The 21,676-nt window shown below is 67.1% G+C and carries 19 protein-coding genes; 11 read left to right on the top strand and 8 right to left on the bottom strand.

Going from position 1 to position 21,676, the window contains the following annotated elements:
* The first annotated feature begins 188 nt into the window (after positions 1-188).
* Genes ACO07I_RS19665 through ACO07I_RS19640 form a run of 6 tightly spaced genes read left to right on the top strand, consistent with a single transcriptional unit; the run spans position 189 to position 6,523 of the window.
* Entirely contained in the window at positions 189-659 is a 471-nt protein-coding gene (locus ACO07I_RS19665; RefSeq protein ID WP_422010272.1) for a hypothetical protein, read from the top strand.
* A complete protein-coding gene (locus tag ACO07I_RS19660) occupies positions 589-1,398 on the top strand; it encodes a response regulator transcription factor (protein ID WP_422010270.1) in 810 nt (269 codons plus the stop codon). The genes ACO07I_RS19665 and ACO07I_RS19660 overlap by 71 nt, the downstream gene beginning before the upstream one ends.
* Before the next feature lie 7 nt (positions 1,399-1,405).
* The gene (locus tag ACO07I_RS19655) at positions 1,406-2,911 is read left to right on the top strand and encodes a sensor histidine kinase (RefSeq protein WP_422010268.1); all 1,506 of its coding nucleotides are present in this window, start codon (positions 1,406-1,408) and stop codon (positions 2,909-2,911) included.
* Positions 2,912-2,936: 25 nt separating this feature from the next.
* Complete coding sequence (panB, locus tag ACO07I_RS19650; protein ID WP_422010266.1) at positions 2,937-3,776, top strand: 3-methyl-2-oxobutanoate hydroxymethyltransferase; 840 nt, start codon at positions 2,937-2,939, stop codon at positions 3,774-3,776.
* Between the two features lie 15 nt (positions 3,777-3,791).
* Positions 3,792-5,432: a GMC family oxidoreductase gene (locus ACO07I_RS19645; RefSeq protein ID WP_422010264.1), complete on the top strand. Its 1,641-nt coding sequence runs from the start codon at positions 3,792-3,794 to the stop codon at positions 5,430-5,432.
* A complete protein-coding gene (locus ACO07I_RS19640; RefSeq protein ID WP_422010262.1) occupies positions 5,432-6,523 on the top strand; it encodes a phospholipase in 1,092 nt (363 codons plus the stop codon). Before ACO07I_RS19645 ends, ACO07I_RS19640 begins: the two co-directional genes overlap by 1 nt.
* Here the strand turns inward: ACO07I_RS19640 and clcA are convergent.
* The 3 genes from clcA to ACO07I_RS19625 form a co-directional block, all read right to left on the bottom strand.
* Positions 6,520-7,890: a H(+)/Cl(-) exchange transporter ClcA gene (gene clcA, locus ACO07I_RS19635; protein WP_422010260.1), complete on the bottom strand. Its 1,371-nt coding sequence runs from the start codon at positions 7,888-7,890 to the stop codon at positions 6,520-6,522. The two genes, ACO07I_RS19640 and clcA, sit on opposite strands and share 4 nt — an antisense overlap.
* Positions 7,891-7,947: 57 nt before the next feature.
* A complete protein-coding gene (gene bluB, locus ACO07I_RS19630) occupies positions 7,948-8,589 on the bottom strand; it encodes a 5,6-dimethylbenzimidazole synthase (protein ID WP_422010258.1) in 642 nt (213 codons plus the stop codon).
* A gap of 106 nt (positions 8,590-8,695) precedes the next feature.
* Positions 8,696-9,079: a cobalamin biosynthesis protein gene (locus ACO07I_RS19625; protein ID WP_298309883.1), complete on the bottom strand. Its 384-nt coding sequence runs from the start codon at positions 9,077-9,079 to the stop codon at positions 8,696-8,698.
* Between the two features lie 192 nt (positions 9,080-9,271).
* Between ACO07I_RS19625 and ACO07I_RS19620 the strand changes: the two genes are divergently transcribed.
* A complete protein-coding gene (locus ACO07I_RS19620) occupies positions 9,272-10,747 on the top strand; it encodes a cobyric acid synthase (RefSeq protein ID WP_422010256.1) in 1,476 nt (491 codons plus the stop codon).
* A gap of 22 nt (positions 10,748-10,769) precedes the next feature.
* Positions 10,770-12,578 carry a sulfatase-like hydrolase/transferase gene (locus tag ACO07I_RS19615; RefSeq protein ID WP_422010254.1) on the top strand — a complete coding sequence of 603 codons (1,809 nt, stop codon included), beginning with the start codon at positions 10,770-10,772 and terminating at the stop codon, positions 12,576-12,578.
* Between the two features lie 99 nt (positions 12,579-12,677).
* Here the strand turns inward: ACO07I_RS19615 and ACO07I_RS19610 are convergent, their stop codons facing one another.
* Complete coding sequence (locus ACO07I_RS19610) at positions 12,678-14,165, bottom strand: protein adenylyltransferase SelO (RefSeq protein ID WP_422010252.1); 1,488 nt, start codon at positions 14,163-14,165, stop codon at positions 12,678-12,680.
* A 7-nt stretch (positions 14,166-14,172) separates the two neighbouring features.
* A complete protein-coding gene (locus tag ACO07I_RS19605) occupies positions 14,173-14,538 on the bottom strand; it encodes a hypothetical protein (protein WP_422010250.1) in 366 nt (121 codons plus the stop codon).
* A gap of 73 nt (positions 14,539-14,611) precedes the next feature.
* Here ACO07I_RS19605 and ACO07I_RS19600 point away from each other — a divergent pair, with 73 nt between their 5' ends.
* From ACO07I_RS19600 to ACO07I_RS19590, 3 genes are all read left to right on the top strand, one after another.
* Entirely contained in the window at positions 14,612-15,541 is a 930-nt protein-coding gene (locus tag ACO07I_RS19600) for a histone deacetylase family protein (RefSeq protein WP_422010248.1), read from the top strand.
* Between the two features lie 44 nt (positions 15,542-15,585).
* Positions 15,586-16,284 carry a hypothetical protein gene (locus tag ACO07I_RS19595; RefSeq protein ID WP_422010246.1) on the top strand — a complete coding sequence of 233 codons (699 nt, stop codon included), beginning with the start codon at positions 15,586-15,588 and terminating at the stop codon, positions 16,282-16,284.
* 107 nt (positions 16,285-16,391) lie between these two features.
* Positions 16,392-18,332, top strand: coding sequence for a carbohydrate porin (locus tag ACO07I_RS19590; RefSeq protein ID WP_422010244.1), 1,941 nt, complete (start codon positions 16,392-16,394; stop codon positions 18,330-18,332).
* 4 nt (positions 18,333-18,336) lie between these two features.
* On the opposite strand, the gene ACO07I_RS19585 is transcribed toward ACO07I_RS19590, so the two are convergent.
* From ACO07I_RS19585 to aqpZ, 3 genes are read right to left on the bottom strand one after another with little or no spacing between them, the layout of a single operon-like run.
* The gene (locus ACO07I_RS19585; protein ID WP_422010242.1) at positions 18,337-20,427 is read right to left on the bottom strand and encodes an adenylate/guanylate cyclase domain-containing protein; all 2,091 of its coding nucleotides are present in this window, start codon (positions 20,425-20,427) and stop codon (positions 18,337-18,339) included.
* 28 nt (positions 20,428-20,455) lie between these two features.
* Entirely contained in the window at positions 20,456-20,818 is a 363-nt protein-coding gene (locus ACO07I_RS19580) for a hypothetical protein (RefSeq protein WP_422010240.1), read from the bottom strand.
* A gap of 59 nt (positions 20,819-20,877) precedes the next feature.
* Complete coding sequence (aqpZ, locus tag ACO07I_RS19575) at positions 20,878-21,570, bottom strand: aquaporin Z (protein WP_422010238.1); 693 nt, start codon at positions 21,568-21,570, stop codon at positions 20,878-20,880.
* Positions 21,571-21,676 lie beyond the last annotated feature (106 nt).

Genomic DNA, 21,676 nt, shown 5'->3' with positions numbered 1-21,676 from the left:
CGTGCTTGCCTCGCGTGACGACTCGCCGCAATTCTGATGGATCGAAAACGCCCTTCCCACGGGAATCGCGCGCTCGTGGCACGGCGTCGTGCCCCAAACCCGCCACATGGCCGCTTTAGGCCTGTCAGCAGGCCTTCTGGATGCGGATGACGATTGGACATTGGGCAACACGGACCGTCGGAATCGGATTGGGACTGCTGCTCCTTTCCGGCTGCGATGTGATGCGCGCGGCACGCGACGATTTCGCAAGCCTCACCTCGCTGAAACCGCCGCCTCCCGCCGCGCCGGTTCGCAAGGTCACGCCCGCACCGCAGGCCGTCGCCACCGCACGGCCCGCGAAGCCGGCGGCTGTCGTAGCACCTGACGCTGCGATCGAGCCCGCTCCCGCTGTCGATGTGCCGCCGCCGGTGCTTACGGGCTATCGCGAGTCTCAACTGCGCGCGATGCTGGGGCCGCCGACCAGCGAGGAGGCGCATCCGCCCGGCAAACAGTGGCGCTATCGCAACGGCAAGTGCACGCTCGACATCCAGCTCTACCCGGATGTCGAGACCAAACAGTACGGAACCCTCGCGTACAAGGTGAAGAGCGATGACGACACAGACGAAGGACGACGGTTCTGCCTGGCCCAGCTCAACTCCCGGATTCAAGCCGGACGCTGAGATCGAAGCCGGGGTCGAGACCGGCCGAAGGGTCCGCATCGCCTTCGTGGAGGACGATGACGATTTCCGCGAAGCCGCGAGCCTCGAACTGGGCGACCATGGGTTCGACGTCGCGTCCTTTCCCGACGGGACCGGTCTTGTCGAATTCCTGGAGACCGCCGACGACATCGAGATCATCGTGCTCGACTGGGGCCTGCCGCGCATCTCCGGCATCGACCTGCTGCCAAGGCTGAAACGCGCCGGCATCAACCTGCCGGTCGTGTTCCTGACCGGCCATAGCGAACCCAACTACGAGCAGCTTGCGCTCGATCGCGGCGCCATCGACTTCGTCGACAAATCGCGCGGCGTGCCGATCCTCGCGCGCCGCCTGAGGCTGATTGCTGACCGGAGCGGCCAGCCGCTGGCAGCCGATGGCGAAGGCAACTTCCATTGCGGCCGCCTGCTGCTGAAGCCGGCGGTCAGCCGCGCCTACTGGGACGAGACCGACCTCAATCTGACGGTGACGGAATTCAAGATCGTCCACACGCTCGCGGCCCATGTCGGCAGCTACGTGAGCTACCGCGCCGTCTACGACTGCATGCACTATGTGGGCTTCATCGCCGGCAGTGGCGAGAACGGCTACCGGACCAATGTGCGGTCCTGCATCAAGCGCATCCGCAACAAGTTCCGCGCGATCGATCCCGAGTTCAGCGAGATCCAGAACTACCAGTCCTTCGGCTACCGCTGGGGCAAGGACTAGCCTTCCAGTGCTGCGCCGCCTCGCCGCGTCGCTGACGCTGAAGCTGGTGGCGCTGATCGGCCTGTTCGTGGCGCTGCCGATCGTGCTCTACGGCCAGTTCGAAAGTGCCGACAGCCAGATGCGGAACCTGGTGACGCGCGCGATCCAGGATCGCAGTGCCCTGATCGCCGAGGCGCTGGCGCCGGTGCTGCGCGAAACAGATCCGGCGGCGCCCATGAACATGAACCGCGAGCTGGAGAAATATGCCAGCAGCGGGACCGTGCTGAAGCTGATGTACCAGCCGCCCACCCCGCCGGCGGCGCGTTCCGCAAGCCGCTTTTTCCTCGTGGGCTCGGCACCGCCGCTGGCGCCCGAGGCGGTGACCGCCGAGCTCGAGGAGCTGAGCCAGCGCGGGCTGCTTCAGCGCCTGTCGGAAGCCTGCACCTGGAACGCCTCCGACGAGATGCGCTACCGCCGCGCCGACGGCACGGTCGAGCTGCTGACCTCGATCATCCCGATCCGCGCCCGCGGCAACTGCTGGATCCTGACGACGACCCACGTCGCGTCGGACTTCCTCAACACCTCGATCGGCCGCCCCTACTGGGAGACCCGTGAGGTCCGCATCGCTGCCGCGATCTATCTCGCGGGCGCGCTGCTCGCGGTGCTGGTGGCGCTGGGCATCCGCCTCAGCCTGCGCCGCTTCCGCAACGTCGCCGACGAGATCGCGCTGGGCCGCGCCGCCGATGCAACCTTCGTCGAGCGCAACACCGTGCCCGAACTTTCGGGCGTCGCACGCGACTTCGACCGGCTGGTGCACGAGCTGCGTCGGGTGTCGCGCGAGATTCGCCAGTCCGCCGAGGACAATGCTCATGCGTTCAAGACGCCGCTCGCGGCCGTGCAGTCGGCGCTGCGTCCGGTGCACCGCGCGGTGCCCGAGGGCGACCAGCGTGCCCGGCGGGCGCTCGAGATCGTGGACTCCTCGCTGGCGCGCCTGCTCGGCCTCGTGAATGCGGCGCAGCGCCACGACATGGGAACGGCCGACATGATCGACGCGCCGCGCCTGCCGACCGAGCTTGCGCCCGTCGTCGAGGAGGCGGCGCGGCAGGTCCAGGAGATCGCCGCCGCACGCGAGATCCGCCTGGTCCTGAAGCTCGCGCGCGGAATCGCGGTTCGCAGCGCGGCAGGCATGCTCGAAGCCGCGCTGCAGGCCGTGCTCGAAAACGCCATCAGTTTCTCGCCCGGCGGCACGACGGTGGCCGTTTCGCTGCACGCGTCGACAGATGCGGTCGAACTCACCATCGAGGACGAAGGGCCAGGCATCGACCCTGAGAAGATAGAACGTGTGTTCGAACGCTACTTCTCATCGCGTCCCGACGATGGCATAGGCAGCGATCGCAGCGTCAAGCATTCGGGACTGGGTCTCTGGATCGTACGCCGCAACGTCGAGGCATTGGGAGGCCAGGTAAAGGTCGCCAACCGCCCAAGCCGCGGCTTCTCGGTCACGATGGTGCTGCCTCGGTTCGTCATCCACTAGCCGGCTTTCGAAAGGTCAGGAGATCATGAGCGCCGTCACCGCAGCCAAGAGAGTGAGCACGCCCCAGATCCGCGCCCGCAAGGGCGGCGAGCCGATCGTTTGTCTCACCGCCTACACGACGCAAATGGCGCGCTGGCTCGATCCGCATGTCGACCTGCTGCTGGTCGGCGATTCGCTGGGCATGGTGCTCTACGGCTTCGACAGCACGCTCCCCGTCACGCTCGACATGATGATCGCCCACGGCTCGGCGGTGATGCGCGGCTCGAATCGCGCCTGCGTGATCGTCGACCTGCCCTTCGGCAGCTACCAGGCAAGCCCGGAGCAGGCGTTCCACAGCGCCGCACGCATCATGTCCGAGACCGGTGCGAGCGGCGTGAAGCTCGAGGGCGGCGAGGTCATGGCCGAGACCGTGCGCTACCTCGTGCAGCGCGGCATTCCGGTCTGCGCCCATGTCGGGCTGATGCCGCAGGCCGTGAACGTGGCCGGCGGTTTCAAGGCGACCGGCCGTTCCGACGAGGAGGCGCAGCAGGTGACCCGCGACGCCGAGGCGATGGCCGAAGCCGGCGCCTTCACGATCGTGCTGGAAGGCACGCTGGAGCCGGTGGCAGCCGCCATCACCCGGTCGCTGCCGATTCCGACGATTGGCATCGGGGCCTCGCCGGCCTGCGACGGCCAGATCCTGGTGTCCGAGGACGTGTTCGGCCTGTTCAGCGATTTCACCCCGCGGTTCGTGAAGCGCTATGCCGATCTCGGCGGCAAGATCTCCGAGGCCGCCGCCGCCTATGCGGCCGATGTGCGGAGCCGGGGTTTTCCCGCGATGGAGCATTGCTTCCTGCCCAAATCCGGTGGTCAATCCCGATCCTAGGGAGGAATCGACCGGATGGAGAGTTTCGACTACGTGATCGTGGGGGCCGGTTCGGCCGGCAGCGTGCTGGCCAACCGGTTGAGCGAGGACCCCAACGTCACGGTCTGCGTGCTCGAAGCCGGCCCGCGCGACTGGCATCCCTTCATCCATATCCCGGCCGGCTTCATGTACACGCTGGTCGATCCCAAGGTGAACTGGCTCTACAAGTCGGAGCCCAGCGAATGGACCGGCGGCCGTGCCATCGCCGCGCCGCGCGGCAAGACCCTGGGCGGCTCGAGTTCGATCAACGGCCACATCTACAATCGCGGCCAGCGCCTCGACTTCGACGGCTGGGCCCAGCGCGGCAACCGCGGCTGGGGCTACTCCGACGTGCTCCCCTACTTCCGCCGCAGCGAGCACCGCATGGCGAGCGATGCCGACGCCACGTTCCGCGGCAGCGACGGCAACCTGCCGATCACCGACCTCGAATGGCGCGATCCCCTGTGCGAGGCCTTCATCGAGGGCGCCGTCGAACAGGGCATCCCGCGCAACCCCGACTACAACGGCACGAAACAGGCGGGCGTGAGCTACGTCCAGCGCATCATCAGGAACGGCCGCCGGGTGAGCGCCGCCCGCGGCTATCTGCATCCCGCAATGTCGCGGCCCAACCTCACGGTGCGGACCCATGCGCAGGCGACGTCGATCGTCCTCGAGGGCAAGCGCGCCGTCGGCGTGCGCTATCGCAAGGGCGGCCGCAACGGCACACCGATGGAGGTACGCGCCCGCCGGGAGGTGATCCTGAGCGGCGGCACGGTGAACTCGCCGCAGCTCCTGCAGCTCTCGGGCATCGGTCCAGCGCCGCTGCTGAAGTCGCTCGGCATCGAGGTGAAGCACGAGCTGGCAGGTGTGGGCGAGAATCTGCGCGACCATTACGCGCCGCGATTCGTGGCGCGTGTGAAGAACGCCACCAGCATCAACGAGCGCTCCAAGGGACTGCGCCTGGCCGGCGAGGTCCTGAAATACGTCACGACGCGCAAAGGTCTGCTGACGCTCAATCCGACGCTGATCTACGTGTTCTGGAAATCCGACGAGAGCATCGAGAATTACGACCTGCAGCTCACCTTCACGCCCGCCAGCTACAAGGAGGGCGTTCAGTCGACGCTCGACGACTTCCCCGGCATGACCATCGCCTCCTGGCAGCAGCGGCCCGATTCGATCGGCTATGTCCGCGCGCGCTCGGCCGACCCGTTCGAGCACCCGATCATCCAGCCGAACTATCTCGGCGCGGAGAGCGACCGGCGCGTGCTGCTGGCCGGCATGAAGCTGGCCCGCCGGCTGCTGGGCTCCAAGGCGCTCAGTAAATACTACGACCGCGAGGAATTCCCCGGCGCCGAGAAGCAGTCGGACGCCGACCTGATGCAGGCCGCCAAGGAACGCGGCACCACGACCTTCCATCTGATGGGCTCGTGCCGCATGGCGCCCGACACCGACCCCACCGCCGTCGTCGACGACCAGTTGCGCGTGCGTGGACTCGAAGGGCTGCGCGTGGTCGATGCCTCGATCATGCCGACCATGCCGTCGGCGAACCTCAACGCCTCGGTGCTGATGATCGCGGAGAAAGCGTCCGACATGATCCGCGGCAAGCCGGCACTCGATGCCGTGATGCTGAAGGACTGATGGCCGACGAGGCCGCCATCGAAGCTCTCTCGGCGCTGGTACCCGCGACCCTGCGGGCGCTGCACGCCATCGAATTCGCCAGCCGACACCTCTCGCCGCACACCCTGCCCCAGGTCATCGAGGCTCTCACCGGCCGCAACGACGATCTCTCGCCCGCCCTCGCTGCGTCGCGCGCAATGGACTGGCCGGGGCGGATGGCAACGGTGCGCGATCATCTCGAACGCGCGGCGGTGTTCGCCGGCGAGGCGATCCAAAGTCTGTGCGCCGCTCCGCAGGCGCCGCAACCGATCGTCGCCGCCTATCGCAGTTTGGGCGGATATCCCCGGGCCTGCGAGGCCCTCTATCCGCTGTCGCCTTTCCTGCGGCCTGTCAGCAACTTCTTCCTCGAACAGCCGGCGCGCAGCGACGCGGATCTGCAGGCGCGGCTGGCGGCGGCCGATCCGACGCGGGAAGGCGTGGGCTTCATGCATATCGGGGGGCCATCCGGCACGCGCGGCGCCTTCTCGCTCTATGTGCCGGAATACTACGACCCGGCCAGGAGCTGGCCGCTGGTCGTGGCGCTGCATGGCGGCAGCGGCAATGGCGGCGCCTTCCTGTGGAGCTGGGTGCGCGAGGCGCGCACCCGCGGCTTCATCGTGCTGGCGCCCACGGCCTCGGGCAGTACCTGGTCGCTGATGGAGCCCGAGATCGACGGACCGCTGATCGACCACATGACCGCAGGCGTCGCGAACGACTGGCACCTCGATGCCTCGCATCAGCTCCTGACCGGCATGAGCGACGGTGGCACCTTCACCTACGTGATCGGCCTCGACGCCGAGTGCCGCTTCACCCACCTCGCACCGGTCGCCGCGAGCTTCCATCCGATGCTGATGACCGCCGCCGATCCCGATCGTGTCCGCGGCCTGCCCGTCCATATCGTCCATGGAACCCAGGACTGGATGTTTCCGCCGGAGATGGCCCAGGGCGCCGAGCGGGCCCTGACGCAGGCCGGTGCCGACGTCACCTATCGCGAGGTCGCCGACCTCTCGCACACCTATCCGCGCGACGAGAATGCGCGGATCCTCGACTGGTTTCTGCCGGCGGGCCGTTAGGAGCGGCGTCCATCGTCCAGGCCGACCGGTGACGGCACGCCGGTCGTGACGGGCGGCGGCGGCACCTTGCCGGCGAGCCTCAGCGTCCGCTCCAGCAGCAGTTCGTACAGCGGCCTGCTGCCCAGCGCCTGCGCGACGGAATTGGCCGTTACGCAGGTCACGATCAGCGGCAGGATCAGCGTATAGCCGCCGGTCAGCTCCGCGGCCAGCACGACCCCGACCAGCGGCGCGCGGATCGACGCGGAGAACAGGCCGCCCATGGCGGCGATGACGAAGGCGGCCCCCGCCAGCGGCGGCAACGGCACGGCCATCTCGAGCAGCGCCGCCGCGATCAGGCCCACCGTGGTGGCGAGCGTCAGCAGCGGGGCGAAGATACCGCCGGGTACGCCCACGGGATAACTCAGCATGACGCCGACGAAGCGCAGCAGGCACAGCAGCAGCAGGATCTGGATGGACAGGTTTCCGGTGACCAGGCCGGGAATCAGCAGTTCGCCGCCGCCCACGGCCTGCGGCAGCACGATGGCGAGGGCGCCGATGGCCGCGCCGACCACCAGCGCCGGCACGAAGGGTGCCTTGCGGAACGTGGTCGCCACCCATTCGAGGAGGAAGAGCAGCGTGCGGTTGAACACGAGGCCGAGCCCGCCCAGCAAGACCCCGAGCAGAAGAAACGCCGGCAGCAGCGACAGCGGCATCTCGGCATTGTCGAGCTTGAGCTGGGGCGCCGTGCCGCCCACCAGCTCCATGCCGATGGCGCTGGTCGTCGAGGCGATGATCACGGCGGTGTAGGACCGCAGCGTGTAGCGAAACTGCTTACGAGTCTCCTCGATCACGAAGAGGATCGCGGCAAGTGGAGCGTTGAAGGCGGCGGCGAGGCCCGCCGCAGCACCGGCGGCCAGCAGGCCCCGCAACTCCGACTCCGTGAGCTTCATGCGCTCCGAGACGGCCTGTGCGATCGACGCGCCCATGTGGATGGTGGGACCTTCGCGGCCCGCCACGAGACCGGAGGAGAGCGCCAGAACGCCGCCGACGAATTTTACCGGCAGCACCCGCCGCCAGCGCACGTCGCGCAATCCCTCCATCGCGCCTTCGATTTCCTGGACACCGCTGCCGGCCGCTTCCGGCGCGATGCGGCGCGTGAGCAGAAAGGACGCGACCAGGGCGAGGGCGGCAATCCCGGCCGCCGCGATGACGGTCGTCACACCCGTACCGAGTCGGGCGACCAGCCACGACGGCCAATGGACCAGCATGTCGACGATGACATGAAAGGCCGCCCCCACGATTCCGGTGGCCAGGCCGCACAGTCCCGCCAGAAAAAACAAGGCGCCGTCGGAGATCGATTGCTCTGCCGGTCGATCTCCTGAAGTCACGCGCCACCTCCGATGATGAGGGACAATAATGACCGGCAAGACCCTTGTGTCAAAGCGTCAGCGCGTGAACACGACGTCGCTTATGTCGCTGCGCACTTCCCAGTGATGGCGTTCCAGCTCCGGATCGATGTGCTCCTCGGCAGGCAAACCGAGGCATAGGTAGGCGACGAGGTTCCAGCCGGCCGGGACATCGAGCGCCCGCGTCACCTTCTTGGGATCGAGGATCGAAACCCAGCCCATGCCGATCCCGTCGGCGCGCGCGGCCAGCCACAGCGTCTGGATCGCGGCGACCACCGAGTAGTGCAGCGTCTCCGGCATGGTCTGCTGGCCCAGCCCGCTGCCGGTATGGGTACCGTCGTCGGAGAAGACCGCGAGATGGACCGGCGCCTCCTTGAGGCCCGCCAGTTTCAGGCCGGCATAGATCGCATGCTTCTCGCCGGAGTAGCCGGCGAGCGCCTCCTCGTTGGCCTGCGTGAAGCTCTCGACCACGGCGCGGCGGCGCTCCGGCGATTCGACATGCACGAACCGCCAGGGCTGGCTCAGTCCGACCGAGGGTGCATGGCTCGCCACTTCCAGCAGCGCGTCGATGCGCTCGCGGGGGATCGGGTCGGTGCGGAACCGGCGCACGTCGCGCCGCCACAGGACCAGTTCGCGAAACTCGGCCCGGAAGGCCGCGTCGAAGTGCGGATACGTCGCCATCAACTCACCGATCTATGGGGTAAACGGACGAGCGATGCGTCGCCCGTCGACAGGAGGCAAGAGGAATAAAACTCGCGACCGGATGCCCCGGTTCCCGCTCGCTGTTCTATCGTCCTTCGCCGATGGCGATGGCGCAGGTCGCGTGTTCGGTCGCCACGCGGGTCCCCAGCAATCGGCCTTCGCGGCCCGCCGCCACGAGGGCCGACGCTTCCGCGATCGACGGCAACCCCTTTGCTGCGAGAACCAGCTTGGAGGCCGTGAGCACGCGCCCCGCGACGCGGTCGAGATCGTCCACCGTGCAGGCGACAAATCTCACCGACAGCCGCCGCGCGACTTCTACAAAGGCCTGTTCGGTCGCTTTCTCCGATTCCGTGGCCAGCGCGTCCAGTCGTTCGACCGGCAGGTCGAACAGGCCGAGCGCCATGCGCACGATCCGCTCGATCTCGTCCGCCGAGGCCTCGCGCCGATAGCCAACGCCGGCGACGATCATCGTCGGCTCACGCAGAGGCTGAGCGACTGCCATCGAGGGCGAAAGAGCATCACCATTCCGGAGCCTCTCCGACGCGCGCCTTGGGGCGCGCGTTCATTTCAGTTAGGGTCCGGTCTTGCCGTGCGTCAACGCGATTCATACAGCAGGGACGCGCGATCACGGCCCGTCCCTTGTGACTCGATCGGAGACCTCATGCCGGCGCGCGCGCTCATGATCCAGGGCACAGGCTCCGACGTCGGCAAATCGTTGCTGGTCGCCGGGCTGGCCCGCGTCTTCGCGCGACGCGGCCTCGAGGTCAGGCCCTTCAAGCCGCAGAACATGTCGAACAATGCCGCCGTGACGGCCGATGGCGGCGAGATCGGCCGCGCCCAGGCGCTGCAGGCGCGGGCGGCGCGCGTGCCCGTCAGCGTCCACATGAACCCGGTCCTGCTGAAACCCCAGAGCGACATCGGTGCCCAGCTCGTGGTGCAGGGGCGCGTCGTGGGCAACACTTGGGCGCGCGACTATCAGAGCATCAAGGCGGGTCTGCTCGCTTCCGTGCTCGACAGCTTCGGCCGTCTCGCGGCCGAAGCCGATCTCGTGCTGATCGAGGGCGCCGGCTCGGCGTCCGAGGTCAATCTGCGCGCCGACGACATCGCCAACATGGGCTTCGCGCGCGCCGCCGACGTGCCGGTCGTGCTGGTGGGCGACATCGATCGCGGCGGCGTGATAGCGAGCATCGTCGGCACCAGGGCCGTGATCGATCCCGAAGACGCCGCGATGATCGTGGGCTTCATCGTCAACCGCTTCCGCGGCGATCCGAGCCTGTTCAGCGACGGCATGACGCTGATCGCGGACCGGACCGGCTGGCCCTCGCTCGGCCTCGTGCCATGCTTTCCCGACGCCATCCGACTGCCCGCGGAAGACGCGCTCAGCCTGCCGGCGCGCGGTGAGCCGGACGGTGGCGTGAAGATCGTCGTGCTGGCCTATCCGCACCTCGCCAACTTCGACGATGTCGATCCGCTGCGTCTGGAGCCGGACGTCGATGTCGTGTTCGTGCGGCCCGGCCAGCCGATCCCGGGCGATGCGCGGCTCGTCATCCTGCCCGGCTCGAAAGCCACCATCGCCGATCTCGGCACCCTGCGCGCGGCCGGCTGGGACATCGACCTCCGGGCGCATCTCCGCCGCGGCGGCCACGTACTGGGCCTCTGCGGCGGCTATCAGATGCTGGGACGGCGCATTTCCGACCCCGAGGGCATCGAAGGACCGCCCAGCAGCGTCGAGGGACTTTGCCTGCTCGAAGCGGAGACCGTTCTCGGCGGCGACAAGGTCCTGATCGAGGTGACAGGCAAGACCATGGCGGAGGGCGTGCCATTCAAGGGTTACGAAATGCATGTCGGCCGCACGACCACGACCGCCCGCCCGCTGCTCGAACTCGACGGCGGCGCCACGGACGGCACGCTCGATGCGACCGGTCGGATCGCCGGTTGCTATATCCACGGTCTGCTGGCCGACGATCGCCAGCGCCGTCACTGGCTGCAGAAGATCGGCGCCGCGAGTTCCAACCTCGACTACGAGGCCGCAATGGAGGAAACGCTCGACCGGCTGGCCGATCATCTCGAAGACCATCTCGACTGTGAACGGCTTCTCGAGCTCGCGCGCGTGCCACAATTCGGTGCTACGAGTTGACCGAGCTCTCTACGAGGAAGCCATGATCGAACCATCGCGCAGGTCCTTCATCGCCGGCAGCGCCGCGCTCGCCGCTACGGCCGCCTGCGATACGCCCGCCCAGGCGCAGACGACCCGCATCACCGGCGGCACCGAATCGGCCTTCCCGTCCGCCGAGGCGCCGGGTTCGAACGAGGGCGGCTACAACATCCTCTTCATCCTGACGGACCAGGAGCATTACATGGGCCCGGGCTGGCCCGTACCGCTGCCCGGACACGAGCGGCTTCGCGCGACGGGGACCTATTTCGAGAATCATCAGATCGCGGCCGACATGTGCTCGGCCTCTCGCGCGGTGATCTATACCGGCCTGCACATGCCGCATAACGGCATCTTCGACAATGCCGGCGTGCCCTACATGAAGAGCCTTGATCCGTCGTTGCCGACCATCGGCAAAATCCTGCGCAAGATGGGCTACTACACCGCCTACAAGGGCAAGTGGCACCTGAACGGCGCGATGGCGATGGAGAACCACGCCGACGACATCAAGACGCTGTTCGAGAGCATGATGGATCGCGATTACGGCTTCTACGACTATACCGGCGTCGGCGACTTCATCGAGGGCGCGCAGGGCGGCTACCAGTACGACCAGATCACCGCGGCGCAGGCGATCCAGTGGCTGAAGGCCAAGGGCCGGCCGATGACCGACCGCAAGCAGCCCTGGTATCTCGCGGTCAATCTCGTGAACCCGCACGACGTCATGTGGGTGAACACGGACAAGCGTGGCGAGAAACCGGTGCAGGCGGTCGAGGCCAAGCTCAAGATCGATTATCCGCCGGACGATTCCTTCTATCGGCGGGAATGGAACGAGATCCCGCTGCAGAAGACCTGGCAGCAGTCGCTCGACACGCCCGACCGCGTGCCGGCGCACCGCATCTACAAGGGCGCCAATGCCATCCTGACCGGTCTGATCCCGCAGGAGGAATGGCGCATGCGGCTGCGGCAGAACTATTACTTCAACGCCATTCGCGACGCCGACCAGCAGATCGTGCAGGTGCTGGAACAGCTCGACAGGTTGGGCCTCACCGACAAGACCATCGTGATCTTCACCTCGGATCACGGCGAGCTGCTGGCCAGCCACGGCGGCCTGCAGGGCAAGGGCACGACCACCTACCGCCAGCAGAACCACGTGCCGATGCTGGTGGTCCATCCCGAGATCAAGGGCGGCCAGCGCTGCCACGAACTCACTTCGCATCTCGACTTCGTGCCGACCATCGTCGCGATGACGGCGAAGTCGACGGCGCCGGTGGCCGACACGATGAAGGAGATGAAGGGCCAGGATTTCTCGCCCCTGCTGCGCCAGCCGATCGATCCCGCCTTCACGCAGAAGCGCGGCGGCACGCTGTTCTGCTACAGCCAGCTGATGGTGCACGACGCGAATTTCACGCGGACGCTGTACGAGACCCTGCAGGACAAATCGATCGCACGCTCCGACCAGTTCAAGAAAATCGAATCGTTCCCGGTCGACTGGAAACTACGAGTCTGCATCCGCTCGATCGTCGACGAGCGCTACAAGTTCAGCCGCTACTTCTCGTTCCACGGCTTCAACACGCCGGCGACCCTGGAGGAACTGCGCGCCAAGAACGACCTCGAACTCTATGACCTCGCGAACGATCCCGACGAGGTCGTGAACCTGGCGCACGACTTCGAGCGCCATCGCGACCTGATCGCGATGATGAACGGCAAGCTGAACGCCCTGATCGCCCGCGAGATCGGCACTGACGACGGCCGCTTCATGCATCTCGACCGGTGGATCGACTGGAAGGACGCGCGGCCCAGCGCCGTCAATCTCTGAGGCGATGCAGATGGCTCGTGTCCGATGGTACTTTCTTCGGCGCACCCGGACATCGCAAAGCGATGTCCTGACGCTCCGGGGGCCGAGCTTTGCTCGGCCCTACGTACCGCAGAAGGTTCTGTAGACACCCCGATCGGCCGGCGCCGGCTCGGCGTAAGCGGCGAATTCCGGCCGCTCCTCGAAGGGCTTCGCCAGCACCGAGAGCAGTTCCTCGAACGGCGCGTAGTCCTCGCTTTCGACGGCGGCGGCCAATGCCAGCTCGACCCGGTGATTGCGGGGAATGTAGAGCGGGTTGGCGGCATTCATTGCGGCGCGCCGGCCGGCACCGTCCTGCGGCTCGCGGGCCAGACGTTCGCGCCAACGCCGCAGCCAGACGTCGAACGAGTCGGGCTTGTTCGCGAACAGGCTGCGCACTTCAGTATCGGCCGCGGGATCGGCGGCGGCGTCGCCCAGGCGGCGGAAGGTCAGGGTGAAATCGGCCTGGGCGTCGGTCATGGCATTGAGCAGGTCCTGTGCCAGCGCCGAGTCGCCCTCTTCCTCGGTGAACAGGCCGAGCTTGCGCCGCAAGCCGCCGGTCAGGGCACCGACATAGCGATCACGGAAGGTGCCCAGCGCTTCGTTGGCAATGGCCAGCGCCTTGTCGCTGTCGTCGGCCAACAAGGGCAGCAGGGTCTCGCCGAACCGCGCCAGGTTCCAGTGAGCAATGCCCGGCTGGTGGGCGTAGGCATAACGGCCCTGCTGGTCGATCGAGCTGAACACCGTTTCGGGATTGTAGGCGTCCATGAAAGCACAGGGGCCGTAGTCGATGGTTTCCCCGGCGATCGAGCAATTGTCGGTGTTCATCACCCCGTGGATGAAGCCGACAAGCAGCCACTTCGCCACCAGCGACGCCTGGCGGGCAATCACCGCCTCGAACAGGGCACGATAAGGTTCGGCAGCATCGCGGGCTTCCGGGTAGTGGCGCGCGGTGACGTGGTCGGCGAGCAGGCGCAGCGCCTCGGTGTCGCGGCGCGCGGCGAAGAACTGGAAGGTACCGACGCGCACATGGCTCGAAGCGACGCGGGTGAGCACGGCGCCCGGCAACTCGCCGTCGCGCCAGATCGGCTCGCCGGTGGTGACCGCAGCCAGCGAGCGGGTCGTCGGGATGCCCAGCGCCGCCATGGCCTCGCTCACGATGTACTCGCGCAGCACCGGCCCCACCGCGGCGCGGCCATCGCCGCTGCGCGAGAAGGGCGTCGGCCCCGAGCCCTTGAGCTGGATGTCGCGGCGCCGGCCGTCGCGATCGACGACCTCGCCCAGCAGGATGGCGCGCCCGTCGCCGAGCTGCGGCACGAAGTTGCCGAACTGGTGACCCGCATAGGCGAGCGCGATCGGCTCGGAACCCGGCGCCACGCGGTTGCCCGCCAGCATCTCGACGCCCTCGGGTGAGGCCAGCGCGGCGGGCTCAAGGCCGAGCTGCAGCGCGAGCGCCTCGTTCAGCTTCACCAGCCGCGGCGCCGCCACCGGTGTCGGCGCCAGCCGGGCATAGAACCGCTCCGGCAGCCTTGCGTAGCTGTTGTCGAACGGCAGACCCGGCAAGGCGTCCATATTCTTCCTACTCGTCGTAGCGGGCGGTGGTGATGCCGCTCATGCGGTCGTAGTGGAGTGAGATGTTATTCAGCGTGCACAGGTTCAAGTAACCCCAGACGGCCGGCGGGCCGCCATCGGCGAAGGTGACCTTGAGGTCGCCCATGCACCAGTCGGTCGGCGCCCGGTACGAAACCTGGCGTGCCTCGCCTGGCCGGATCACCGGCGGCCGCAGAAAATTCGGCCCCCACATGTTGAGCTGGGTCGGCGAAACCGAGAGCTGGGCGATCGGATACTCCATCGAATTCTTCAGCCGGAAAGTGGTTTCCTGGGCGGAGGCCGGCCCGGCGAGAAGGACCAGGACGGCGGCGACCAGACAGTGCAACTTTGACAAAACAACCTCACAGCGATCGATGGGTTGCGGGTGACTCTGTCGCAGATCGCCGAAGCGCGCTAGAGGGGGATGCATGACGCTGCTGATCAGCCATCCGTCGTTCCTCGAGCACGACACCGGCGACTATCACCCGGAGCGGCCCGACCGGCTGCGCGCGGTGACGGCAGCCCTGGCGGACGAGGAATTCGACGGCCTGACACGCCTGATCGCGCCCGCCGCCACCATGGAGCAGCTGACGCGTGTCCATCCGCTCTCCTATGTCGACACCGTCCTGGGCATCCGCCCGCCGGAAGGCGAGCTGGTCCATGTCGATGCCGACACCGTGATGAGCAGAGGCAGCGCCAATGCCGCGCGCCACGCCGCGGGCGCCGTCGTGGCCGCCGTCGATGGCGTTCTGGGCGGGCAGGCGCGCACCGCGTTCGCGGCCGTACGCCCGCCCGGCCATCACGCCACGCCCGACGTGCCCGGCGGCTTCTGCCTGTTCAGCAATGCCGCGATCGGCGCGCTGCATGCGCGGGCTGCGCATGGCATCCGCCGCATCGCCCTGATCGACTTCGACGTCCATCACGGCCAGGGCACGCAGGCCGTGGTCGAGACCGACCCGGACCTTTTCTATGCCTCGACGCACCAGTATCCGCTCTATCCGGGCACGGGTTCGATGCGCGAACGCGGCATCGACGGCAATGTCGCGAATGTGCCGCTGGCCGCGGGCAGCGGCAGCGCGGCCTTTCGGGCCGCCTGGGCCGACCGGCTGCTGCCCGCGCTCGATACGTTCGCCCCCGAACTCGTCATCGTCTCGGCAGGCTTCGACGCCCATCGTCGCGACCCGCTGGCGCAGCTCGACGTCGAGACGGAAGACTTCGTCTGGCTGACGGAGGAACTGCTCGCCATCGCCCGCCGACATTCCAGCGGGCGTCTCGTGTCGGTCCTCGAAGGCGGTTACGACCTGGCCGCCCTCGCGGAATCCGTGGCCGCGCATGTACGGTCACTGATGCGCGCCTGAAAACGTCTTGCGCCCGTAACGGTCCCGGGCGAACTTCCCGGCGCGTGAAAAATAACAGTTACTGCATCTTCATCGGCGCCATGCTCTGGGTGGCTGCGGCCGTCTTCGCCGGACCGACCCTGGCTGCCGGCGGCGCCCACATCGTCGACGATTCCGAAGTCGAGACGCCCGGCACCTGCCACGTCGAGCTCTGGGTCGCCGACTTCGTGCCCGGCGACGGCTACGCCAACATCGCCCCGGCCTGCACCACCCTCAAGATGCCGTGGCTCGAGATTGGCGCCGCCTATGCCCATTACTGGGATCAGACCATCGCCGGACCGCTGATCGGGCCCCAGCTGAAGATCAACTTCCAACCCGCCTCCAAGGGCGTCGGCTTCGGACTGGGTTTGACGGCCGCAGTCAATGTGAGGACCGGAGATCTGGGTCTGGCGAGCCTGATCGGGCTCGTGACGATTCCGGTGACGGAAAAGTTCAGGATCAACGTCAATGGCGGATGGAGCTACCTCGACAGCGACAATCCGACCGCGTTCTTCTGGGGTGGCCAGGTCGAGGTCGATGTCGGCTGGGACGTCACCCTGATGATGGAAGCCTTCGGCCGCCAGCCCGGCGTGATCGGCAACCAGATGGGCCTTCGCTACACGCCGGCCGCCCATCCGAGGTTCGATTTCGACCTGCTCGTCGGGACGACATACGATGTGCTGAACACCAAGTTCTTCACCCTCGGTGTAACCGTCCGGTTCTGATCGTCGCAGGGCGGAATCGCCGGCTGCGTGATATCGAGCGGCGCATGACGCCCCGGCAAGCCCCACAGGTGACGCTGCCCCCAAGCCCGGTCAGGACGGGCCTGGCGATGCTCGCAGCCATCCTGCTCTCGGCATCGGGCGTTCGCGCAGACGAGCCCGGCGCGGCGCGCTCGGGGTTCTATATCGGCGGCCATGTCGGGTACCTCTTCGGCACCGCCACCGCCACCTTCGCCGATCCGATCCCCGGCTCGACCGCGGGCGGGACCACGCCGTACGGCACCATCTTCGGCGGCGTGCAGGCCGGCTACGAGCACTACCTTCCCTCCCGCATGATGCTGGGCCTCGAGCTCGACATGTCCTTTCCCGGCGCGCAGGACCTCGGGCAGGTCCTGTCCTACCGGGCGACCGCAACGGCAACGGCCAACCAGCAGCTCGAATATCTCGCAAGCCTGCGCGGCCGGGTCGGCTATGCGATCGACCGATGGACACCCTTCGTGACCGGCGGCATCGCCTGGGCGAGCACGCGCACCGAACGCATCGATCTCACGACGGGCAACGACGACGCGACGCCGGGCAATATTCGCGCGGGCTATGTGCTGGGCGCCGGAATCGACTACCGATTGGATTCGAAGTGGTCGGCGCGCGCGGAATATCTCTACACCAGCCTGCCCCTGAACGGCTTCACCTTCGCCTCGCCGTCGCGCTACGATTCGCTCTACGACCTGCACCGGGTCAGGCTCGGCCTGAACTACAAGTTCGGCGCCCCCGACAAGGATCCGGACGACAAGCCCGATCGTGGACCGGGTTCATGGGAAATCCACGGCCAAACGACCTTCATCTTCCAGGGTTATCCGCCAATCGCCGCGGCCTATTCGGGCGCCAACAGCCTGCCGGCTGACGGACAGAGCCGAGAAACCTGGACGGTCTCGGCCTTCCTCGGCGTGCGGCTCTGGCAAGGCGGCGAGCTCTACTACAATCCCGAGCTGCTGCAGGGCTTCGGCGTCGCCAACACGACGGGCGCCGGCGGCTATCCCAACGGCGAGGCGCAGAAGTCGAACTTCCCCTATCCGCGCTACAACACCTCGCGCCTGTTCCTGCGCCAGGAGATCGGGCTGGGCGGCGAGCGCGAGAAGGTCGAGAGCGAATACGGCCAGCTTTCCGGCGAGCGCGACGTTTCCCGTGTCACGCTACAGATCGGCAAATTCTCGGTGAAGGACCTGTTCGACGGCAACACCTACGCCGAGGATCCGCGCATCGACTTTCTCAACTGGTCGATCTGGGCCTCGGGTGCCTTCGACTATCCCGCCGATCGCCTGGGCCTCACCTGGGGCTTCGCCGCCGAACTCAACCGGCCGAGCTGGAGCGTGCGCGCCGGCTACTTCCTGGTGGGCAACGAGCCCAATGCCAACACCTTCGACCTCGCTCTGTTCACCCGCGGCGGCTACGTCGGCGAACTGGAGCTGCGCTACCGGCCGTTCGACCGGGCCGGCGCGGTGCGTCTCGGCACCTGGATGAACAGCGCTTTCTCCGGCTCCTACAACGAGGCGGTCGCCCTTGCCGCCCTCACACCCGGCCTGACCGCCAACGATACGATCGACCAGACGCGGCGCGGCCGCACAAAGTACGGGCTCTACCTCAATCTCGAACAGGAGATCACCGACGATATCGGGCTGTTCGGACGCTTCAGCTGGAACAACGGCGCGTCGGAGATCATGGCCTTCACCGACATCGACACCAGCATCTCGCTGGGCGCCTCGCTCAAGGGAACAAGGTGGGGCCGGCCCGACGACCGGATCGGCATCGCCGGCGCCCTCAACTCGATTTCGGCCGACCACAGCAATTATCTGGCAGCCGGCGGCCTGGGTGTCCTGGTGGGCGACGGCGCCCTCACCTACGCCTCCGAAGCGGTCGTCGAGACCTACTATGCGTTCCAGCTTGCGAAGGGCCTCGTGGCCACCGCCGACTATCAGCTCCTCGCCAACCCCGCCTACAACGCGGTGCGCGGACCGGTCCACGTCTTCAGCGGACGTCTCTCGGCCCGTTTCTGAGGCGCTATTTGCGGTCCATGTGCCAGGTGCCGTCCCATCCGGCCGGGGCACCCTCGCGCAGGAACGTCTCGCAGCGTCCGACGAAGACGTGGCAGGGCGGGTCCTCCTCGCGCATCGCCGAAGCGGCCCGGAATCCGGCCAACGCCTCCTCGAAGCGACCCGCAACATAGGCGGCGCGCGCCTTGTCCCACTGGGCGAGAAACGCCGCATGCTCGGCGAGGTTCGCGGCCTCGCCCATGGGCTCGTAGACGTCGTGCGCTTCGGTGGTGCCCACGGCCACCACACGGTCGATATGGCGCCACACGAACAGCCCGGAAGTCGGCCCGGCGATTTCGCCGCTGGCCAGGATCTCGGTGCCGTAGACCTTGTTCATGCCTTCGAGGCGGGACGCCTGGTTGGCGACCTGCCCGACGAGCGTATAGTTGATGCGCTCGCGCGCACCGACATTACCCACCACGGCCGGACCCGTATGCAGTCCGAAGCGCGTGCGGAAGCCCGGCCGCCCGCGCTCGCGCCACTTCTCTGACAGCGCTCGGCCGGCAGCGGCGGCTTGCAGGGCGCCGCGACAGGCATTGGCGATGTGCTCCGGATCGGTCTCGGGCGCATTCCAGAAGGCCATGATGCTGTCGCCGATATATTTGTCGATCGTGCCGCGATTGGCCGAGATCGCCGAGCCGAGCGCCTCGAAATAGCGTGACAGCCGGCTGGTCAGAAGCTCCGGCTCCATCGTCTCGGTCAGCAGGGAGAAGCCCTCGATGTCGGTGAACATCACGGTGATCTCGCGACGCGTGCCGCCGACGCCACTGCTCTCGGGCGACCGCATAATCTGCTGCACGAGATTCTTCGAGACGTAGCGCCCGAAAATTTCCAGGCCCGCGCGCATGTTCTCGACCGCATCGGACAGGCGGACGATCTCGGTGATGCGGCTCCGCACCGGTTGCTCGTCGGAGAAATCGAGCTGACGGATACGCTCGGTCTTGAGCGCGATGCGGGTGATCGAGCGCGAGAGGATCAGCGACGCCGCCAACGCCCCGAGTGCGGCGAGTGCAACGGCCACGGCTGCGGCGATGGCCGCCCGCTGCAGAAGGACGCGCGACTCGGCCGTCAGCTCCAGGACCGGCACCGCCGCGGCGATCACGAAACGCTGCCCCAGCAGCGGCGGCATGCGGTGGACGATCACGCGATAGGTGTGACCTCCGGCGTCGACCTGCCGGTCGATCTTCGCGTCGGTGGCGACCGCCTCCTCCACGACGTTGTGCAGAAGCTGACGCACCGCCGCGTCGGCCGGCAGGCAGCCGGGCAGCGTCGGCGCACACGGTTCCGACTCGATCTCGACCTTGCCGCCCGAGTGGCCCACGACGATCACCGAGTTCTCGGTGATCTTGTAGGCCGTGAGGAGCTCCGACAGCGTGCGGAGCGTGAAGTCGAACCCCACGACGCCGATGCCGGTGCGCAGCGGAATACCGGCCGATATGCCCGCGTCGGGCGTCTGCACGAAACGATAGGGATCGGTGAGGATCGCCTGCTTCGCCTTCATCGCGTCGACGTACCAGGGCCGGGTGCGTGCGTCGAAAGTCGACGTGGTGGTCCGGGCGGGACCGTGGCTGCCGTCCGGCATATAGAACCAGTAGGTTTCCGTCCGCGGAGGCGCCCCGGCCTCGATCACCCTCACGATGATCGATTCCCCATCCGGCGCATCCAGTTCGATGCGCTGCTCGATGGTGAAGCTTTCCGGCCGCCCGGCATAGATGAAGCTGCCATCCTGATAGCCGACGAAGGCCGACTGGACCGCCGGGTGCCGGTCGAGCATGGCAACGAGCTGGTGCCGGCGCTCCTCGTCGATCACGGGATTTTCGGTCGCATTGAAGCTCGGACCGAAGGCCAGGGTCTGGCCCACGGAAATCACCACGTGCAGGCCGTCGGTGAGGAAATCCTCGACCGCCGATTCGAGATGCGACACCCTCTGGTCCGCACTGCGCTGTTCGAGCAGGTCGACGGACCGCCAGCCGAGCCACAGCAACACGCTCGTGAGCGGCACCACGACCATGGCCATCAGCGTCAGGATCGTGACGCTGAACGGAATCGACCGCCGCACCGGCTTCACACGCGAGGACGACGCAAGATCAGGCCTTCACGGCGTTCCATTTGCAGCCGCCGTCCTGGCTCTGTGCCACCAGCGTCGGCGGGGTGGCGCCAAGATCGGCAGTATAGATGATGTTCATCCGGCCGAGGTTGAAAGTGCCCTGATAGACGTTGGGGCGGAGCGACTTCATTTTCACGTCGATTCCGCCAGCCGACTTCAGCTCGGCCTGGCCGTTCGCGACCTTGAACGTATGTTCGCGGGTGAAGGAAGGATCGAGCTGGATGCAGCCCGAGATGCTGTTGGGATTCTCCTTGAACCGAAACGTCACATCGACGTTCTGTTGGGCGGCCACTGCCAGCGGCATCAGTCCCGCCAGCACGAGCGGGGCGAACTTCTTGAACATCGGGGACCGTCCTTCATTGGCCATGGGCTGCCGCATTCTACAGTGCGCGGACGGCGCCGTCAGTCCTTGCTGCGCAGCAGTCCGTAGGCCACACCGGCTATCGCGCCCCCAAGCAGCGGCGCCACCCAGAACAGCCAGAGTTGCGACAGGGCCGCGCCGCCCACGAACAACGCCGGCGCCGTGCTGCGGGCGGGATTTACCGACGTATTGGTGACCGGAATGGTCACCAGGTGAATGAGCGTGAGCCCGAGGCCGATTGCGAGCCCTGCCACGGCCGGGCTGACGCGCTTGTCCGTGGCGCCGAGGATGATGGTCACGAAACCGAAGGTCATGACGACTTCGATGACCAGCGCGGACACCAGCCCGTACTTGCCAGGCGAGTGATCGCCGTAGCCGTTGGTCGCAAAGCTACCGATCTCAGCGCCGGCCTTGCCGGTCGCAATGACATAGAGGATCGCGGCGCCCGCGATGCCGCCCAACACCTGCGCGACCACATAGGAGATGACTTCGCCGAAGGGAAAGCGACCGGCTACCGCCAGGCCGACCGTCACCGCTGGATTGAAATGACCGCCCGAGACGCCGCCCACGGCATAGACCATCGTCAGGACGGTGAGGCCGAAGGCGAGCGCCACACCGGCGAAGCCGATGCCGAGTTGCGGAAAGCCGGCGGCGAGCACGGCGCTGCCGCAGCCGCCCAGCACAAGCCAGGCGGTCCCCAGAAATTCTGCGTAGAGACGATTGGTGACAGGCATGTTCTCTCCCCGAGTTGCCGAGGCCATTTTACGCTTCGAGAGACTATTCGCCCAGCCCATGCGCAAACCCAGGGCTTTGCACAGCCTCGGACGATCTCCCGCACTG

It is taken from the genome of Reyranella sp. (assembly GCF_965227665.1).
In the GTDB taxonomy this organism is placed as follows: Bacteria; Pseudomonadota; Alphaproteobacteria; order Reyranellales; family Reyranellaceae; genus Reyranella.
The sequence above is the reverse complement of the archived record's forward strand: the minus strand, read 5'-3'. Positions and strand labels throughout refer to the sequence as shown.

What these genes read in the sequence shown, in the direction of transcription:
- ACO07I_RS19660 (WP_422010270.1), top strand. Translation starts at nt 589, where the DNA reads ATGACGACACAGACGAAGGACGACGGTTCTGCCTGGCCCAGCTCAACT.
- panB (WP_422010266.1), top strand. Translation starts at nt 2,937, where the DNA reads ATGAGCGCCGTCACCGCAGCCAAGAGAGTGAGCACGCCCCAGATCCGC.
- ACO07I_RS19645 (WP_422010264.1), top strand. Translation starts at nt 3,792, where the DNA reads ATGGAGAGTTTCGACTACGTGATCGTGGGGGCCGGTTCGGCCGGCAGC.
- ACO07I_RS19640 (WP_422010262.1), top strand. Translation starts at nt 5,432, where the DNA reads ATGGCCGACGAGGCCGCCATCGAAGCTCTCTCGGCGCTGGTACCCGCG.
- bluB (WP_422010258.1), bottom strand. Translation starts at nt 8,589, where the DNA reads ATGGCGACGTATCCGCACTTCGACGCGGCCTTCCGGGCCGAGTTTCGC.
- ACO07I_RS19625 (WP_298309883.1), bottom strand. Translation starts at nt 9,079, where the DNA reads ATGATCGTCGCCGGCGTTGGCTATCGGCGCGAGGCCTCGGCGGACGAG.
- ACO07I_RS19620 (WP_422010256.1), top strand. Translation starts at nt 9,272, where the DNA reads ATGCCGGCGCGCGCGCTCATGATCCAGGGCACAGGCTCCGACGTCGGC.
- ACO07I_RS19615 (WP_422010254.1), top strand. Translation starts at nt 10,770, where the DNA reads ATGATCGAACCATCGCGCAGGTCCTTCATCGCCGGCAGCGCCGCGCTC.
- ACO07I_RS19610 (WP_422010252.1), bottom strand. Translation starts at nt 14,165, where the DNA reads ATGGACGCCTTGCCGGGTCTGCCGTTCGACAACAGCTACGCAAGGCTG.
- ACO07I_RS19600 (WP_422010248.1), top strand. Translation starts at nt 14,612, where the DNA reads ATGACGCTGCTGATCAGCCATCCGTCGTTCCTCGAGCACGACACCGGC.
- ACO07I_RS19590 (WP_422010244.1), top strand. Translation starts at nt 16,392, where the DNA reads ATGCTCGCAGCCATCCTGCTCTCGGCATCGGGCGTTCGCGCAGACGAG.
- ACO07I_RS19580 (WP_422010240.1), bottom strand. Translation starts at nt 20,818, where the DNA reads ATGTTCAAGAAGTTCGCCCCGCTCGTGCTGGCGGGACTGATGCCGCTG.
- aqpZ (WP_422010238.1), bottom strand. Translation starts at nt 21,570, where the DNA reads ATGCCTGTCACCAATCGTCTCTACGCAGAATTTCTGGGGACCGCCTGG.